The sequence below is a fragment of the Pseudomonas kairouanensis genome, from assembly GCF_004682055.1.
GTDB classification, from domain to species: domain Bacteria; phylum Pseudomonadota; class Gammaproteobacteria; order Pseudomonadales; family Pseudomonadaceae; genus Aquipseudomonas; species Aquipseudomonas kairouanensis.
Genome location: NZ_QUZU01000078.1, coordinates 1 through 16,301 on the forward strand (window position 1 = coordinate 1; position 16,301 = coordinate 16,301).

16 protein-coding genes are annotated in these 16,301 nt (G+C 60.7%); 7 read left to right on the forward strand and 9 right to left on the reverse strand.

Annotated features, from left to right (window positions below):
* Window positions 1–38: 38 nt before the first annotated feature.
* Entirely contained in the window at window positions 39–332 is a 294-nt protein-coding gene (locus DYL59_RS30455) for a DUF1330 domain-containing protein (RefSeq protein WP_135292495.1), read from the reverse strand.
* Between the two features lie 70 nt (window positions 333–402).
* On the opposite strand from DYL59_RS30455, the gene ribBA reads away from it, so the two are divergent.
* The 5 genes from ribBA to DYL59_RS30480 all read left to right on the forward strand — a co-directional run bounded on the left by ribBA (window position 403) and on the right by DYL59_RS30480 (window position 5,651).
* Window positions 403–1,512 (forward strand): bifunctional 3,4-dihydroxy-2-butanone-4-phosphate synthase/GTP cyclohydrolase II, encoded by a 1,110-nt coding sequence (ribBA, locus tag DYL59_RS30460; protein WP_135292496.1) that lies wholly within the window; start codon window positions 403–405, stop codon window positions 1,510–1,512.
* A gap of 225 nt (window positions 1,513–1,737) precedes the next feature.
* A complete protein-coding gene (locus tag DYL59_RS30465) occupies window positions 1,738–2,763 on the forward strand; it encodes an ABC transporter substrate-binding protein (protein ID WP_135292497.1) in 1,026 nt (341 codons plus the stop codon).
* Window positions 2,760–3,665, forward strand: a complete 906-nt coding sequence (locus DYL59_RS30470) for an ABC transporter permease (protein ID WP_135292498.1) — start codon at window positions 2,760–2,762, stop codon at window positions 3,663–3,665. Before DYL59_RS30465 ends, DYL59_RS30470 begins: the two co-directional genes overlap by 4 nt.
* 6 nt (window positions 3,666–3,671) lie before the next feature.
* Window positions 3,672–4,481: an ABC transporter permease gene (locus DYL59_RS30475; RefSeq protein WP_135292499.1), complete on the forward strand. Its 810-nt coding sequence runs from the start codon at window positions 3,672–3,674 to the stop codon at window positions 4,479–4,481.
* A gap of 15 nt (window positions 4,482–4,496) precedes the next feature.
* On the forward strand, window positions 4,497–5,651 hold the full coding sequence (locus DYL59_RS30480) for an ABC transporter ATP-binding protein (RefSeq protein ID WP_135292500.1): 1,155 nt from the start codon (window positions 4,497–4,499) through the stop codon (window positions 5,649–5,651).
* A gap of 158 nt (window positions 5,652–5,809) precedes the next feature.
* Here the strand turns inward: DYL59_RS30480 and DYL59_RS30485 are convergent, their stop codons facing one another.
* The 5 genes from DYL59_RS30485 to glnT form a co-directional block, all read right to left on the reverse strand.
* Window positions 5,810–7,120 carry an ammonium transporter gene (locus DYL59_RS30485; protein WP_135292501.1) on the reverse strand — a complete coding sequence of 437 codons (1,311 nt, stop codon included), beginning with the start codon at window positions 7,118–7,120 and terminating at the stop codon, window positions 5,810–5,812.
* Window positions 7,121–7,256: 136 nt separating this feature from the next.
* Entirely contained in the window at window positions 7,257–8,579 is a 1,323-nt protein-coding gene (locus DYL59_RS30490; protein ID WP_105699138.1) for an FMN-binding glutamate synthase family protein, read from the reverse strand.
* Window positions 8,580–8,594: 15 nt separating this feature from the next.
* Window positions 8,595–9,269: a GltB/FmdC/FwdC-like GXGXG domain-containing protein gene (locus DYL59_RS30495; protein WP_135292502.1), complete on the reverse strand. Its 675-nt coding sequence runs from the start codon at window positions 9,267–9,269 to the stop codon at window positions 8,595–8,597.
* Between the two features lie 11 nt (window positions 9,270–9,280).
* Complete coding sequence (locus DYL59_RS30500; RefSeq protein WP_135292503.1) at window positions 9,281–10,186, reverse strand: class II glutamine amidotransferase; 906 nt, start codon at window positions 10,184–10,186, stop codon at window positions 9,281–9,283.
* Window positions 10,187–10,208: 22 nt separating this feature from the next.
* Window positions 10,209–11,543 carry a type III glutamate--ammonia ligase gene (glnT, locus tag DYL59_RS30505; protein ID WP_135292504.1) on the reverse strand — a complete coding sequence of 445 codons (1,335 nt, stop codon included), beginning with the start codon at window positions 11,541–11,543 and terminating at the stop codon, window positions 10,209–10,211.
* A 267-nt stretch (window positions 11,544–11,810) separates the two neighbouring features.
* Here glnT and DYL59_RS30510 point away from each other — a divergent pair, with 267 nt between their 5' ends.
* Complete coding sequence (locus DYL59_RS30510) at window positions 11,811–12,407, forward strand: helix-turn-helix domain-containing protein (protein WP_167496743.1); 597 nt, start codon at window positions 11,811–11,813, stop codon at window positions 12,405–12,407.
* A gap of 5 nt (window positions 12,408–12,412) precedes the next feature.
* Here the strand turns inward: DYL59_RS30510 and DYL59_RS30515 are convergent, their stop codons facing one another.
* The 3 genes from DYL59_RS30515 to DYL59_RS30525 all read right to left on the reverse strand — a co-directional run bounded on the left by DYL59_RS30515 (window position 12,413) and on the right by DYL59_RS30525 (window position 15,337).
* On the reverse strand, window positions 12,413–12,772 hold the full coding sequence (locus tag DYL59_RS30515; RefSeq protein WP_135292506.1) for a hypothetical protein: 360 nt from the start codon (window positions 12,770–12,772) through the stop codon (window positions 12,413–12,415).
* Window positions 12,773–12,774: 2 nt separating this feature from the next.
* Window positions 12,775–13,770: a hypothetical protein gene (locus DYL59_RS30520; RefSeq protein WP_135292507.1), complete on the reverse strand. Its 996-nt coding sequence runs from the start codon at window positions 13,768–13,770 to the stop codon at window positions 12,775–12,777.
* 160 nt (window positions 13,771–13,930) lie between these two features.
* Window positions 13,931–15,337: a purine-cytosine permease family protein gene (locus tag DYL59_RS30525; RefSeq protein ID WP_135292508.1), complete on the reverse strand. Its 1,407-nt coding sequence runs from the start codon at window positions 15,335–15,337 to the stop codon at window positions 13,931–13,933.
* Between the two features lie 323 nt (window positions 15,338–15,660).
* Between DYL59_RS30525 and DYL59_RS30530 the strand changes: the two genes are divergently transcribed.
* Window positions 15,661–16,146, forward strand: a complete 486-nt coding sequence (locus tag DYL59_RS30530) for a flavin reductase family protein (RefSeq protein WP_135292509.1) — start codon at window positions 15,661–15,663, stop codon at window positions 16,144–16,146.
* Window positions 16,147–16,301 lie beyond the last annotated feature (155 nt).

The window sequence follows — 16,301 nt, forward strand, 5'->3', positions numbered from 1 at the left end:
CCCGCTCCCACATTTGAATCGATTTACATCCAATAAATCTACGGCGCCAACCCTTCCACAATGATGATCTGCGCCTGGGCCACGCCCTCGCGATGGGCCTTCGCCTCCTGATACTCCGGCGACTCATAACAGGCCACCGCCTGCTCATAGCTATCAAACTCGATCACCACATTACGCGGCCGCGCCGGCCCGCCTTCCAGTCCAATGCTGCGCCCGCCCCTGGCCAGAAACCGTGCGCCATATTTGGCAAACGCCGCCGGCGCACGGCTGGTGTACTGGGTGTATTGCTCGGCATCCGCCACATCCACATGGGCAATCCAGTAAGCCTTCATCGGGACATCCTCTTCTTTAAATTTTGTGGTATACCATAATACATACAACCAAAAAGTCGAGCACCCTACTATGAGCTTCAACAGCATCGCAGAAATCATCGAAGACTACCGCCAGGGCAAGATGGTGCTGCTGGTGGACGACGAAGACCGTGAAAACGAAGGCGACCTGTTGCTGCCCGCTGCCTGCTGCACCGCCGAGGCTATCAGTTTTATGGCCCGCGAAGCCCGCGGCCTGATCTGCCTGACCCTCACCGATGAACATTGCCAGCGCCTGGGCCTGGAGCAGATGGTGCCCAGCAATGGCAGTGTGTTCAGCACCGCGTTCACCGTGTCCATTGAGGCTGCTACCGGCGTGACCACCGGTATCTCCGCTGCTGACCGTGCCCGCACGGTCGCGGCAGCCGTCGAACCCAGCGCTGGCCCCGCCGATATCGTGCAGCCCGGCCATATCTTCCCCTTGCGTGCCAAGGACGGCGGCGTACTCACCCGCGCCGGTCACACCGAAGCCGGTTGCGACCTGGCGCGCCTGGCCGGGTACACACCCGCCTCGGTGATCGTTGAAGTGATGAACGACGACGGCACCATGGCGCGCCGCTCCGATCTGGAAGTGTTCGCGCGCAAGCACGGGATCAAGATCGGCACCATCGCCGACCTCATCCACTACCGTCTCAGCACCGAACGCACCGTGGTGCGTATCGGCGAGCGCGACTTGCCCACGGTGCACGGCACCTTTCGCCTGATCACCTTTGAAGACCGCATCGACGGCGGCGTGCACATGGCCATGGTGATGGGCCAGTTGCGCCGCGATGAACCGGCACTGGTACGCGTGCATGTGATCGACCCACTGCGCGACCTGGTGGGCGCCGAATACAGCGGCCCGTCGAACTGGACGTTGTGGGCGGCGCTGCAGCGTGTGGCAGCAGAAGGCACTGGCGTGGTGGTGGTGCTGGCCAACCACGAATCCTCCCAGGCGCTGTTGGAGCGCGTGCCCCAACTGACCCAGGCACCGCGCCAATTCAGCCGTTCGCAGTCACGTATCTATTCCGAAGTGGGCACCGGGGCGCAGATATTGCAGGACCTGGGCGTCGGTAAGCTGCGTCACCTCGGCCCGCCCCTCAAATACGCGGGGCTGACCGGCTACGACCTGGAAGTGGTCGAGAGCATCCCCTTCACCGAATGACGGATCGCCGGTAAGGCAAAGTGCTTGCACAAAGCTTGGAATACCATAATATGATATTCCATAGACCGAACGCTTCTGCCAAGTGCGCCCGCCAGGGAAAGCACCAATAACAGCCCTTGGCACGGTCGCCTTTGGGCCCTGATGAAAGGCCCCGTTTTACCTACTGCTCCCGATAGGCGGGCACTACCAAGCCCGCTCAATAACAAAACAAATGAGGGCGTGAACATGGTGTTGAACAAACGTGCAGCCGCAGTACTTTTCGCGGGTTTATTGGCAACGGCCAGCCACGCGGCGGTGGCAGCGGAAAGCGTCAATTTCGTCAGTTGGGGCGGTAGCACCCAGGATGCGCAAAAGCAGGCCTGGGCTGACCCGTTCAGCAAAGCCAGCGGCATCACAGTGGTGCAAGACGGCCCCACCGACTACGGCAAACTCAAGGCCATGGTCGAGAGTGGCAATGTGCAGTGGGACGTGGTGGACGTAGAAGCGGACTTCGCCCTGCGCGCCGCCGCCGAAGGCCTGCTCGAACCCCTCGATTTCTCGGTGATCCAGCGCGACAAGATCGACCCGCGGTTCGTCTCCGACCATGGTGTGGGCTCGTTCTTCTTCTCCTTCGTGCTCGGCTACAACGAAGGCAAACTCGGCGCCGGCAAGCCGCAAGACTGGAGCGCGCTGTTCGACACCAAGACCTACCCCGGCAAACGCGCCCTCTACAAATGGCCAAGCCCTGGCGTGCTCGAACTGGCCCTGCTGGCCGATGGCGTTGCCGCCGACAAGCTCTACCCCCTGGACCTGGACCGCGCCTTCAAGAAGCTCGACACCATCAAGAAAGACATCGTCTGGTGGGGCGGCGGTGCACAGTCGCAACAGCTGCTCGCCTCCGGCGAGGTCAGCATGGGCCAGTTCTGGAACGGGCGTATCCACGCGCTGCAAGAAGACGGCGCACCGGTGGGCGTGAGCTGGAAGCAGAACTTGGTGATGGCCGACATCCTCGTGGTGCCCAAAGGCAGCAAGAACAAAGCCGCCGCGATGAAGTTCCTGGCCAACGCCAGCAGCGCCAAGGGCCAGGCCGATTTCTCCAACCTGACCGCTTATGCACCGGTGAATATCGACAGCGTGCAGCGCCTGGATTCCGTCCTCGCGCCGAACCTGCCAACGGCCTATGCCAAGGACCAGATCACCCTTGATTTCGCCTACTGGGCCAAGAACGGTCCGGCCATTGCGACACGGTGGAACGAATGGCTAGTCAAATGAAAATGACGGCAACCACCCCGACCGGGAGCGCCCTGGGCGCCTCCGGCGCGGTACCCGGCAAAGCGCTGATGCAACGCTGGAAAGGGTCGAGCAACCTGATCCCTGCCCTGCTGTTTCTGGGCCTGTTCTTTTTGGCGCCGCTGATCGGCCTGCTGCTGCGCGGCGTGCTGGAACCGGTGCCGGGGCTGGGCAACTACGAGCAGCTGTTTGCCAACTCGGCGTATGCGCGGGTGTTGCTCAATACCTTTTCCGTCGCGGGTTTGGTGACCCTGTTCAGCCTGTTGCTGGGCTTTCCGCTGGCCTGGGCGATTACCCTGGTGCCGCGCGGCTGGGGCCGCTGGATGCTGAGTATCGTGCTGTTGTCGATGTGGACCAGCCTGCTGGCCCGTACCTATTCCTGGCTGGTGCTGCTGCAAGCCTCGGGGGTGATCAACAAGGCGCTGATGGCCCTGGGCATCATCGACCAGCCGCTGGAGATGGTGCACAACCTCACCGGCGTGGTGATCGGCATGAGCTACATCATGATCCCGTTCATCGTGCTGCCGCTGCAGGCGACCATGCAGGCCATCGACCCGATGATCCTGCAGGCCGGCTCGATCTGCGGCGCGAGCCCCTGGACCAACTTCTTCCGGGTGTTCTTGCCACTGTGTCGGCCGGGGTTGTTTTCCGGTGGGTTGATGGTGTTTGTGATGTCCCTTGGGTACTACGTCACCCCGGCGCTACTGGGCGGGGCGCAGAACATGATGCTGCCCGAGTTCATCATCCAGCAGGTGCAATCGTTCCTCAATTGGGGCCTGGCCAGTGCCGGTGCCGCGTTGCTGATCTTCATCACGCTGGTGCTGTTCTACTTCTACCTGAAGCTTCAGCCGGAATCCCCGGTTGGCGCCAGCAACGCGAGGTAAGCCGTCATGCTCCTGACCCCCAACGCCATGAGCCGCAGGATGCGCTTGGGCCTCTACACCACCACCGGTTTGATTGGGCTGTTTTTGCTGTTGCCCATCGTGTTTATCGTGCTGCTGTCGTTCGGTTCGTCCCAGTGGCTGGTGTTCCCGCCACCGGGCTGGACGCTGAAATGGTACGGCCAGTTCTTCTCCAACCCCGACTGGATGAACGCCGCCGTGGCCAGCCTCAAGGTGGCGGTGCTGACCACCGTGTTTGCCGTGGCCCTGGGCTTGCCGACCGCTTTCGCCCTGGTGCGCGGGCGCTTCCCCGGCCGCGAGTTGCTTTATGGCCTGTTCACCCTGCCGATGATCGTGCCGCTGGTGATCATTGCCGTGGCGGTGTACGCGCTGTTTCTGAAGCTGGGCTATACCGGCACGATGTTCGCCTTTGTGGTGAGCCATGTGATCGTGGCGCTGCCGTTCACCATCATCTCCATCATCAACTCGCTGAAGCTGTTCGATCAGTCGATTGAGGATGCGGCGGTGATCTGCGGTGCGTCGCGCGTGCAGGCGGTGTTCAAGGTGACGTTCCCGGCGATTCGCCCCGGGATGGTGGCCGGTGCACTGTTCGCCTTTCTGGTCTCGTGGGACGAAGTGGTGCTCAGCGTGATGATGGCCAGCCCCACCCTGCAAACCCTTCCCGTGAAAATGTGGACCACCCTGCGCCAAGACCTCACGCCTGTGATCGCCGTCGCCTCGACGTTGCTGATCGGCCTGTCGGTATTGGTCATGGTGATTGCCGCCGTCGCTCGTCGACGCTCCGAAATCCGCCCCTAAGCCGAGGATCCATTCATGAGTGCCGTGATCAAAGACCCCGCACAGAATCCTGGCCAACCCTTGGTCAGCCTGCGCAACCTGAACAAGCATTACGGCGAATTTGCCGCCGTGGACAATATCTCGCTGGACATTCAGGACGGTGAATTCCTCACCTTCCTGGGCTCCAGCGGCTCGGGCAAAAGCACCACCCTGTCGATGCTCGCCGGCTTTGAAACGCCCAGCAGTGGCGAGATCCTGGTGAGCGGCCAGTCCCTGGTCAACGTGCCGCCCCACAAGCGCGATATCGGCATGGTGTTCCAACGCTATTCGCTGTTCCCGCACCTGTCGGTACGCGACAACATCGCCTTCCCCCTGGCCATTCGCAAACTGGCCAGCGCCGAACGCGAAAAGCGTGTCGACGCCATGCTCAAGCTGGTGCAGCTGGAACAGTTTGCCCATCGCCGCCCTTCCCAACTCTCCGGCGGCCAGCAGCAACGGGTGGCCATCGCCCGGGCGCTGGTGTACGAACCGCGCATTTTGCTGATGGACGAACCCCTCGGCGCCCTCGACAAGAAACTGCGCGAAGACCTGCAAGACGAACTGCGCCAACTGCATCGGCGCCTGGGCATCACCATCGTCTACGTGACCCACGACCAGGAAGAAGCCATGCGCCTGTCCCAGCGCATCGCGATTTTCAGCCACGGCAAGATTGTGGGCCTGGGCAGTGGTTATGACCTGTACCAGAACCCGCCGAATGCGTTTGTGGCGTCGTTTCTGGGTAACTCAAACTTTCTCAAGCTCAAGGCGCAGGGCAATGCAGCGGCGTCGTTTGAAGGCCAGCCGTTGTCGATCCGGCTGACCACCGGGTTGCGGGCCGAGCAGGATGTGCTGTTGATGGTGCGACCGGAAAAAGCACTGGCACTGAGCGTCGAACAAGCCACTGAGCAACCGTTGGCAGCGGGTTGGAATGAAGTGTCGGCGATTGTCAGCGAGGTGTTGTTCCTGGGCGAGAGCCAGACCTGCACCGTGAAGACCCTGGGCGGTACGTCGATGACGGTCAAGGCTCTATCCGCGGCTGGCATGCCACTCAAGGCCGGTGACCCGGTGCGGGTGCGCTGGGCGACGGCGGATGCGTGTGTGTATACCGAGTGGGCTGAAAGCGATTTGAACAAGGCGGCTGGGGCCCACTGACCTCAAGCCATGCAGAGAACAAATGTGGGAGGGGGCTTGCTCCCGATTGCAGTGGGTCAGCTATAAATAAGCTGACTGATCCACCGCTATCGGGAGCAAGTCGAATCGTCGCACCGCCCCTCCCACATTTAAAAGCCTGCATTCATTCAGGGAGATGCTCAGTGGTTATAGGCCCGCTCGTTATGCTCGGCCATATCCAAGCCCATTTCTTCGACTGACTCATGGGCACGCAAACCAATCAACGCGTTGATCACCTTGAGGATGATCCAACTCACCACAAAGCAATACACCGTGGTCAACAGCACGCCCTTGATCTGCGCCAATACCTGGCCACCCATGGTCACGCCTTCCACCAGCCCACCCATGGACGGCACGCAAAATACGCCCGTCAGCACTGCGCCGATCATGCCGCCGATGCCGTGCAGGCCAAACACGTCGAGGCTGTCGTCATAGCCCAGACGACGCTTCAACACCGTCACGCTCAGGTAGCAGAACACGCCGCACAGCAAACCGATGGCCAAGGCACCGCCAACGCCCACATAGGCGCATGCCGGGGTAATTCCCACCAAACCTGCCAAGGCACCGCTGGCCAAGCCCAATGCACTTGGCTTGCCGACCTTGAACCACTCGGTGAACATCCAGCCCAAAATACCCGCGCAGGCGCCGAGTTGGGTGTTAAGCATCACGATCCCCGAGGTGCCGCTAAGGCCGCCACCGGAGCCGATATTGAAGCCAAACCAACCCACCCAAAGCATCGCCGCGCCGACCATGGTCAGGCTCAGGTTATGTGCCGGCATCGGCGTGTTCTGGTAGCCCTTGCGCTTGCCCAGGATCAGGCACGCCGCCAGCGCTGCCACGCCGGCGTTGATATGCACGGCTGTGCCACCGGCAAAATCCAGCACGCCCCAGTTGTGCATCAGGGCACCGGAACCGCCCCAGACCATATGGGCCACCGGCGCGTACACCAGGGTGAACCAGATCGCCATGAACCACAGCGCCGCCGAGAACTTCATGCGTTCGGCAAAGGCCCCGGCGATCAGGGCCGGGGTGATGATGGCGAAGGTCATCTGGAAGGTCACGAATACGCCTTCCGGAATCTCCCCCACCAGGCTGTCGGGGGTCATGCCCGCCAGGAATGCACGGCTCAGGCCACCGACAAAGCTGTTGAAGGTCACCTGCCCTTCCACCATGCCGGTGCTGTCGACCACCATGCTGTAGCCATAGATGACCCAGAGCACGCCCACCAGACCGGCAATCCCAAAGCACTGGGTGAACAACGACAACATGTTTTTTGCGCGGACCAAACCGCCGTAGAACAGCGCAAGGCCCGGCAGGCACATGAACAGCACCAGCACGGCGGCCATGACCATCCAGGCGGTACTGCCGGTGTTCAGGGTGGGGGTATCGGCGGCCTGGGCCAATGGCACGAATGCACTGGCCGCCACTACAGCAAGAAGACGATTGATCATGTTCAAAGCTCCTGCATTAGAAAAATGTAGGAGCGAGCTTGCTCGCGAAAAACCCGCAGACGACGCGTATATTCAGCATGAGCGCGTTATCGTTGACGATTTTCGCGAGCAAGCTCGCTCCTACAGGGGGGGTACGTTAGTAACCGGAGCCGGGGATCCAGCTGGTGCCCGCCAAGGGCACTCGCGCCATGGCGGCGGACTCGACAGTCAGTGCCACCAAATCCTCCGGATCAAGGTTATGCAAGTGCGACTTGCCGCACGCGCGGGCCATGGTCTGGGCCTCCAGCACCATCACCCGCAGGTAGTTGGCCAGACGGCGCCCGCCTTCCACCGGGTCCAGGCGCTTGGACAGCTCTGGGTCCTGGGTAGTGATGCCGGCCGGGTCGCGGCCGTTTTGCCAGTCGTCGTAGAAACCTGCGGCCGAGCCGATCTTTTTCAATTCCTCATCCAGCCGCGGGTGGTTGTCGCCCAAGGCAATCAGCGCGGCGGTGCCGATAGCGACGGCATCCGCCCCCATCGCCATGGCCTTGGCCACATCGGCGCCGTTGCGAATGCCGCCCGACACGATCAACTGCACCTTGCGGTGCATGCCCATCTCCTGCAGCGCCTGCACCGCCTGCGGGATGGCCGACAGGATCGGGATGCCCACGTGTTCGATAAACACTTCCTGGGTCGCCGCCGTGCCGCCTTGCATGCCGTCGAGCACGATCACATCGGCACCGGCTTTCACCGCCAGCTTCACGTCGTAATACGGGCGGCTGGCGCCGATTTTCACGTAGATGGGCTTTTCCCAATCGGTGATTTCGCGCAGTTCGGCAATTTTGATCGCCAGGTCATCCGGGCCGGTCCAGTCCGGGTGGCGGCAAGCGCTGCGCTGGTCCACGCCGATGGGCAAGGTGCGCATGCCGGCCACGCGCTCGGTGACCTTCATGCCCAGCAGCATGCCGCCACCGCCGGGCTTGGCGCCCTGGCCAAGCACGATCTCGATGGCGTCGGCCTTGCGCAGGTCATCGGGGTTCATGCCGTAGCGTGACGGTAGGTATTGATACACAAGATGCTGGGACTGGCCGCGCTCTTCCGGGGTCATGCCGCCGTCACCGGTGGTGGTGCTGGTGCCTGCGATGGTTGCGCCACGCCCCAGCGCTTCCTTGGCATTGGCCGACAGCGCGCCGAAGCTCATGCCGGCGATGGTCACCGGGATCTTCAGGTGAATCGGCTTCTTGGCGAAGCGGTTGCCGAGGATCACATCGGTGCCGCACTTTTCGCGATAGCCTTCCAGCGGGTAGCGCGACACGCTGGCGCCCAGCAACAGCAGGTCATCGAAATGCGGCAACTTGCGCTTGGTGCCGCCGCCGCGAATGTCGTAGATACCGGTTTCGGCGGCACGCTGGATTTCCTGGATGGTCAGGCGGTCGAAGGTGGCCGACTCGCGCAATACCGGAGGGGTTTGTTCGCTCATGTTGAAGCTCCTGGATCAGTACGCGGAGGCGTTATCGACTTTGAAGTTGTAGAGCTGGCGGGCTGAGCCATAGCGCTTGAAGTCCGCCGCCTGATGGGCAAAACCGGCCAGGTCCAGCAGCGCTTGCAGCTCTTGCAGGTGCTCGCTGCGCATCTCTTTTTCGATGCAGTCCGAACCCAGTGACTCCACCGTGCCTTTGACGTAGATGTGGGTTTCGTACAGCGAATCCCCCAGCGCATCGCCGGCATCACCGCACACCACCAAGCGCCCGGCCTGGCCCATGAAGCAGCTCATATGGCCGATGCTGCCACCTACCACAATGTCGATGCCCTTCATGGAGATACCGCAACGCGCGCCCGCGTCGCCTTCAATCACCAGCAAACCGCCATGGGCCGTGGCCCCGGCTGCCTGGGAGGCGCTGCCTTTGACGCGCACCGAGCCAGACATCATGTTCTCGGCGCAGCCCACGCCCACGTTGCCGTGCACGGTGATCGACGCCTGTTGGTTCATGCCCGCGCAGTAGTAACCCGCGTGGCCCTCGATATCGATGGACACCGGTTGGTTCACGCCCACGGCCAGGTTGTGCTTGCCGTTGGAATGGGTGACGCGCCATTCGCTGTCGATGGCCTGGCCGTGCAATGCCTGGTTGAGGTCACGCACGGTGGCGGTGGAAAGATCGATGGTTTTCATGTGTGCGCTCCTTAAGCTGACTGGCGTTCCCAGATGTACAACGTGGCCGGTGCCGGCTCCCAGATGCGGGCGTTCTCGATGCCCGGCAGGCTCGACAGCGCCTGGTATTCGGAGGCCATGGCCACGTAGTCGTCGGTTTCGGCGAGGATCGCCGGTTTGCAGGCGATGGGGTCACGGATCACCGCAAAGCCGTTACGGGTGCCGATGGCGAAGGTGAAGAAACCGTCGAGGTCTTCCAGGGCGTGGTCCAGGGCTTCTTTGAGCGAATCGCCCTGTTGCAGGCGCCAGGTCAGGTAGCCGGCAGCGACTTCGGTGTCGTTGTCGGTTTCAAAATGGATGCCTTCGCGCTTGAGTTCCTGGCGCAGGCGGAAGTGATTGGACAGCGAGCCGTTGTGCACCAGGCACAGGTCGGCGCCGGTAGAAAACGGGTGGCTGCCTTCCATGGTCACCGCGCTTTCGGTGGCCATGCGCGTATGGCCGATGATGTGGCTGCCTTTCATGCCCGCCAGGCCGAAGCGCTGGGAGATCTCTTGCGGCAGGCCCATGCCCTTGAGGATTTCGATGCTTTGCCCGGCGCTCATGATACGTACGCTCGGGGCCAGTTCCGCCAGTGCCTGGCGCACGGGCGCTTCGTTGGCGCGAATCTTCAACACGGCGGCGCTGGCGTTCTGAAACCAGTCCAGCGAACAGCCCAGGCGCCCTTCCAACTCGCCCATCAGGGCCTGCCAGTCGAACGCATCGGTGGTGGCTTGCAGGGTCAACTTGACCCAGCCATCGGCCACTTCATCACCGTAAATGGCAAAACCCGCGCTGTCCGGGCCACGGTCGGTCATCGCTTGCAGCATGGGTTCAAACAGTTGGCCGAGCTGGGCTTCCAGCTGCGGGTTTTTCAGGTACAGGCCTACGATTCCACACATAACAAGTCTCCGTCACACGGTGTCAGAAAAATTCGGTGTAGCGCTGGATTTCCCAGTCGCTCACATGGCGGCTGTATTCCACCCATTCCATACGCTTGAGCTTGATGAACTCCCCCACGATCTGCGGGCCCAGCACCTCAGCGAACAGCGGGTCGGCTTCCAGCGCATCGCAGGCTTCCTTGAGGGATTGGGGCAACGTCTTGATACCGCGCGCGGCGATCTGCTCAAGGCTCAGGCTGTAGAGGTTTTCGTTGCAGACCTGGTCGATTTCCAACTGGCGGTCGATGCCGTCGAGCCCGGCGGCGATGATCGCGGCACTGACCAGGTAGGGGTTGCAGCCGGCGTCCGGCAGGCGGAATTCCAGGCGGCCGTAGGGCACGCGCACCATGGCTGAGCGGTTGTTGGCGCCGAAAGCGATAAAGGCTGGGGCCCAGGTGGCGCCGGACAGCGAATTGCCAACGACAAGCCGTTTGTAGGAGTTGACCGTGGGCGCCGCGAACGCACACAACGCCGGGCCATGGGCGAGCAAACCGGCGGCGAAGTGATAGGCCAGCTTGGACAGGCCCATGCCGCTGGGGTCGCTGGCGTCATGGAACAGGTTTTTGTTTTCGGCACTGCTGATGGACAGGTGAAAGTGCATGCCGTTGCCGGCGCGTTTCGGGTCTGGCTTGGGCATGAATGAGCAGATCATGCCCAGGTCATTGGCGATCTCGCCGGCGGCCATGCGAAAGAAGGTAAAACGGTCGGCCGAGGTAAGCGCGTCGCTGTAGGTGTAGTTGATCTCGAACTGGCCGTTGGCGTCTTCGTGGTCGATTTGGTAGACCTCGAAGTCCACCGCTTGCAGGGCTTCGGTCAGGCGCTCCAGGAACACCCGCGAGCGGGACAGGCCCTTGTAGTCGTAGCAGGGTTTGTCGAGGTTATCGCTGGCATCCACCAGTTGCAGGCGCCCCTGTTCGTCGCGGCGCATCAGGTTGAATTCCGGTTCCAGGCCGGTGTTGAGGGTCCAGCCCTTGTCTTGCAGGCGCTGCACTTGCTGTTGCAGCACATAACGGCTGTCGTAGGGATGGGGCTTGCCGTCCACATGGCCCACGCACACCACGCGCCCGTAGCCCGGCTGCCACGGCACTGGGGTCAGGGTGGACAAGTCGCCCCGCGCCATGAAGTCCGGCCCGTGGGGCTCCATCCCCATGCCGCTGATGGCAAAGCCTGCAAACCCCGCGCCCTCTTCGGCCACCGTCTTGAGCCCGCAGATGGGCACCGACTTGGTCTTGGCCGCGCCGTGTATGTCTACAAACTGTGCAAGCACGTATCTGATCCCGTACTTGTCGATGATGCGCTGGGTCTCAGCTGGCAACATTGCTGGTCACTCCTGGCAAAAAGGCTGGATGGGCTCAACCGTCTTTTTATTCTTAAAAAGAAAGTTAGTTTCCTTTCAGGAATGCAATAGCCTTGCCAGATTCGCCGATGAGTGCCGCCGGGGAGCGCAATTGTGGGTGATATATGGGAATATTCTTTTCCCCTTGGGAATACCCTCCCTCAGGGATGGCCGCCAAGAGCCATGGCTTGCACTTTCCCAGTGCGAAACTAATATTACCGAGCAGAAACCGTGCAGGATCCGATGCCCATGCCCACTGACACCGCCCCACGCCTCAAGCTTGAGCAATACCTGGGCTTGCAGATCAAGCGCCAGCGCCAGGCCCAAGACCTCAAGCTGTCCGATGTGGCCAAGATCGCCGACATCAGCCAGGGCATGCTGAGCAAGATCGAAAACGCCCAGGTCTCCACCAGCCTCGATACCTTGAGCCGCCTGTGTGATGTGCTGGGGTTGCCGCTCTCCAAGCTGTTCGGTGAATACGATCAGCAGGATGGCAGTGCGCTGCTGGTCAAGGCTGACCAAGGCATGGAGGTGGTACGCCGGGGCACCGAGAAGGGCCACACCTATCACCTGCTAAACCACACGCGCGGGCCGAAGAAGAGTTTCGAGGCGTATAGGGTGAGCATGGATGATGCGAGCGAGGAGTTCCCCACGTTCTCTCATCCGGGTACGGAGTTTCTGTATTTGCTGGAGGGGGAGCTGATTTATCGGCATGGCAACCAGCTGTATCGAATGGAAGCTGGGGACAGCCTGACGTTTGAAGGTGAAGTGCCCCATGGGCCGGAGCAGTTGGTGCAGGTGCCGATTCGGTTGTTGTCGATTATGAATTATGGGGATAAGGAGTGATTGAGTTACCTGATCCAGAAATACTCAATAACGGCTAGGGCAATCAGACAGTAGCCAAGTCGATAGGGCCATAGCGCCCAACGCTTAAGCGCCAAAGGAACTGACTCCAGCTCGGCCGCAGTCACAACGCCGGCCTTCACGAAGTGTTTTGGGTGGGACAGGAAATCGATCATCAGTCCCATGCGATGGTACCTGTCGATACGCTGGTTCCTTCCCCAAAAACGCTTATGCCGACGAACCGTTTCGTTTTCGCTGAAATAACTTTCCAGTTCATCGAGCTTCTTATATTCAACAAATCGCGACACTCCCAAAAAAACAAACACCCCGACGAACAACACGATCCAATAAGCGAGGTAGAACGACATCGTTAAGCGCCCTCTGGTTGATATAAGTAAACACCATCGTCCACTATCAGCCGCCCCCCAAAGAAAGCACCTCCATCTCCCAAAAATGAACCTCCTACATACCCGCCCGCAGCTCCGCCAATAATGCTGCAACCAAGAGCACTGCCGCTTCTGGTCGCGACACCTAAAAAAATCTTACACAAACCACGGGTTACTTTTGCGCCCAGTTGTCCACCCGCAGCCGCCCCCGCCACACTCCCCACCAACCGCCCCGTCTCCACATACTTCGCACTCCGACACTGCGTCTCTCGCCCCGCCACACACGCCTCCTTGATCTCCAACCCCGCCGCCCCCACGTCCATCGCCAGCCCCACGTAAGTCCCCTTGCCCAACCACTTCGAGACATTCGCAATCGCCCCGATCCGCTCGGCATACCCGGCAATCTCGCCTTTATGCAGATAGCTCCTGGTGGAAATCCCCAGCACCTTCTTCAACGACTGGTTGCCCCGCAGCCCCGTGCCGAAGCGGGCCGCGCCGCGCAGTTGTGTGTCAAGCGAGTCAAACAGCAACTGGCGCTGGCGAATAAACGCCTCGCGATCCAACGCGCCCGTTTTCACCCGCTGATGCAACCGCTCGACCTCTTCCAGCGTTTGCGTGATTTCGTCCAGATGCCGCGCCCAGGCTGACGTCGCACTACCAACGCCCAGCGAGCCGTAAGTCAGCAGGCTTTGCAGCAGGTCGTAGTCGTTAAGTAGCGCCACCCCGGCAGTTGAATTCTGTTCCAGTTCGCGGCGCACCTGCTCGGCGCGGCGCATCAACCAGGCTTCTTCCCAGGAACATTCCACGCTGTAGGCATCCGGAACAATCACCAGTTGCCCAGGCGTCACCAGCCCATGGCGCAGGTGGTGGTTAAGCACGTCGTAATGATCAGATCGCTGACGACTCAAGCCACCCCCCATCAAGCGGGATTTCAAGCTGCTGTAGTCAATGGTTTCCTGATTGATATAGCTCTGCTCCATGCCTTACATCCGAGATGCAATGGAGATGGCGTCGAAATATAAGCATGCGGACGCACGCCGGGAGGGCCGAACAAAAATAGGGACGTTGCCCACGCGGCGAAGTAAAACCGGCTACAAAAAAATGCCCGGCAAAGGCCGGGCACAAGGGTAAAGGTGATGATCAGTCGGTGTAGCCCAGCTTCACCGCTCGGATTTTCTGGGTTTTCTGGCGCGTCGCCAGGCAGTAGTACAACGGCACCGTCACCACCAACCCCACCAGCCAGGACAGATCGGCGCCTTCCACCAGGTTGGCCCACGGGCCCACATACAACGAGGTATTGGCAAACGGCAGTTGCACCAGGATGCCAATGAAGTACGCGACGATGGCATGCAGGTTGAAACGCCCGTAGATGCCGCCATCGGCCTGGAAGATCGAGGCGATGTCGTAGTGGCCACGCTTGATGATGTAGAAGTCGATCAGGTTGATGGACGCCCACGGCACCAGCACCAACAGCAGCGCAAGAATCAGGCCGATAAATTGCGAGATGAAATCGGCCGACGCCCCCAGCGCCACCAGGCAGCAACCGGCCAGGATCACACCCGACAACACTACCCGCACCTTGATGCTTGGGGTCCAGTGGCTGGCAAAAGTCTGGATCGAGGTGACGATCGACAGCACCGCGCCGTACAGGTTCAGGGCGTTGTGGCTGATGATATTGAGCAGGAACAGCACCATCAGGATCGGCCCCAGCCAGCCAGTGGCTTGCTTGACCGCAACCATCGCTTCGGTGCCTTCGGGTGTGGCAAGGGCCGCCACCAGGCCAAAGGCGAACGACGAGATGGTGCCAAGGGTGGCGCCCAAGTACGTGGCGATAAATGGCCGGGTGATGCCGATATCCGCCGGCAGGTAGCGCGAGTAGTCACTGGTGTAAGGCGAAAAACTGATCTGCCAGATCACCCCAAGTGACACCGTGGCCAGCCAGCCGGCGAGGTTGAAGCCGCCTCGGCTGAGGAAGTCGGCCGGCAGGTCATGGGCGAAGATGTAGATAAAGCCGGCGAGCAATGCGCTGCCCATCACCCAGGTGCCGATACGGTTCAAGGTATGGATAAAGCGGTAGCCGATCACCCCAATGGCGGTGGCGCTGAGGGCGCCGATCAGGATGCTCGCCGGGACCGGAACCTCAGGCACGATACCGACGATGGACTTGCCCGCCAGCACGATATTGGAAATGAAAAAACCGATGTAGATCAGCGCCGCGAAGAACACGATCAGCAGCGCGCCATAGCGCCCGAACTGACCCCGGCTTTGCACCATCTGCGGGATGCCCATGCGCGGGCCCTGGGCTGATGCGAGGGCAATCACGATACCGCCGAGCATGTGCCCGAGGGCAATCGCCACCAGCCCCCACACCAGGTTGAGATGGAACACCTGGGCCACCATGGCGCCGGTGACGATGGGCAGCGGCGCAATGTTGGTGCTGAACCATAAGGTGAACAGGTCGCGGGCCTTTCCATGGCGCTCTGCGAGGGGAACGTAATCGACCGTGTGATGCTCGATCAGGGGGTCTTGCCGGGACATCTGGGGCATGGAAATGAACTCGCGTTGGTCTGATCTTATAGTTGTTTGACGCCAAACCGGGGGAGCTCTACGGCCGCCCCTCAGATGAACACCATATTATGGTATTCCAACATTTTCACAAGACTGATCCGTAGTCTTTACATGCATCTGATCTGCAAGTGTGCCACATGGCTCACTGCCCTTTCTCGCTGTAAGCCCCGTATTTATTGGTTATAAGACCAAAGGTTGACGCCTGTCGGGGGCTTGAAAAAGACCTTGCATCGATTGTATTACGGTATACCATCAGACCTACAAACTCATAAAAACCCGCTACACCGCCCGAGGACCATCCCATGATCGATGCCGCTATCTACAAACAAGTGATGGGTTCGTTTCCGTCCGGAGTCACCGTAATCACCACCCTGGATGACGACGGGCAGATCGTCGGGCTGACGGCCAGTGCGTTCAGCTCATTGTCCATGGACCCGGCGCTGGTGCTGTTCTGCCCCAACTACAGCTCCGACTCGTACCCGGTGTTGATCAAGAACAAGCGCTTTGCCATTCATGTGTTGTCCGGTGGGCAGCAAAACGAGGCCTATGCATTTGCGCGCAAGGGTAAGGACAAGGCCCAGGGTATCGAGTGGACGTTGAGTGAACTGGGCAACCCGATCCTGGCCAATGCCACAGCGGTGATCGAGTGTGAGTTGTGGCGTGAATATGAAGGTGGTGACCACGCGATCATGGTGGGCTCGGTGAAAAACCTGATCGTGCCGGCGCAGAATGCCGGGCCGTTGGTGTATTGCAATGGCAAGATGGGGGCGCTGCCCGTCGTAGCCTGACCGCTATTTTGAAGGCAACACACATCAAAATGTGGGAGCGGGCTTGCTCGCGAATGCGGTGTTTCAGCCGATGTATTCGGTGACTGACACTCTGTATTCGCGAGCAAGCCCGCTCCCACATTTTTGCTTGCATTCCAACTGGTGTACTCGATTGA

Coding starts and splice junctions, on each gene's coding strand:
- DYL59_RS30520 (WP_135292507.1), bottom strand. CDS start 13,770: ATGGAGCAGAGCTATATCAATCAGGAAACCATTGACTACAGCAGCTTG.
- DYL59_RS30530 (WP_135292509.1), top strand. CDS start 15,661: ATGATCGATGCCGCTATCTACAAACAAGTGATGGGTTCGTTTCCGTCC.
- ribBA (WP_135292496.1), top strand. CDS start 403: ATGAGCTTCAACAGCATCGCAGAAATCATCGAAGACTACCGCCAGGGC.
- DYL59_RS30525 (WP_135292508.1), bottom strand. CDS start 15,337: ATGCCCCAGATGTCCCGGCAAGACCCCCTGATCGAGCATCACACGGTC.
- DYL59_RS30465 (WP_135292497.1), top strand. CDS start 1,738: ATGGTGTTGAACAAACGTGCAGCCGCAGTACTTTTCGCGGGTTTATTG.
- DYL59_RS30495 (WP_135292502.1), bottom strand. CDS start 9,269: ATGAAAACCATCGATCTTTCCACCGCCACCGTGCGTGACCTCAACCAG.
- DYL59_RS30470 (WP_135292498.1), top strand. CDS start 2,760: ATGAAAATGACGGCAACCACCCCGACCGGGAGCGCCCTGGGCGCCTCC.
- DYL59_RS30480 (WP_135292500.1), top strand. CDS start 4,497: ATGAGTGCCGTGATCAAAGACCCCGCACAGAATCCTGGCCAACCCTTG.
- DYL59_RS30455 (WP_135292495.1), bottom strand. CDS start 332: ATGAAGGCTTACTGGATTGCCCATGTGGATGTGGCGGATGCCGAGCAA.
- DYL59_RS30475 (WP_135292499.1), top strand. CDS start 3,672: ATGCTCCTGACCCCCAACGCCATGAGCCGCAGGATGCGCTTGGGCCTC.
- DYL59_RS30490 (WP_105699138.1), bottom strand. CDS start 8,579: ATGAGCGAACAAACCCCTCCGGTATTGCGCGAGTCGGCCACCTTCGAC.
- DYL59_RS30500 (WP_135292503.1), bottom strand. CDS start 10,186: ATGTGTGGAATCGTAGGCCTGTACCTGAAAAACCCGCAGCTGGAAGCC.
- glnT (WP_135292504.1), bottom strand. CDS start 11,543: ATGTTGCCAGCTGAGACCCAGCGCATCATCGACAAGTACGGGATCAGA.
- DYL59_RS30485 (WP_135292501.1), bottom strand. CDS start 7,120: ATGATCAATCGTCTTCTTGCTGTAGTGGCGGCCAGTGCATTCGTGCCA.
- DYL59_RS30515 (WP_135292506.1), bottom strand. CDS start 12,772: ATGTCGTTCTACCTCGCTTATTGGATCGTGTTGTTCGTCGGGGTGTTT.
- DYL59_RS30510 (WP_167496743.1), top strand. CDS start 11,811: ATGCCCACTGACACCGCCCCACGCCTCAAGCTTGAGCAATACCTGGGC.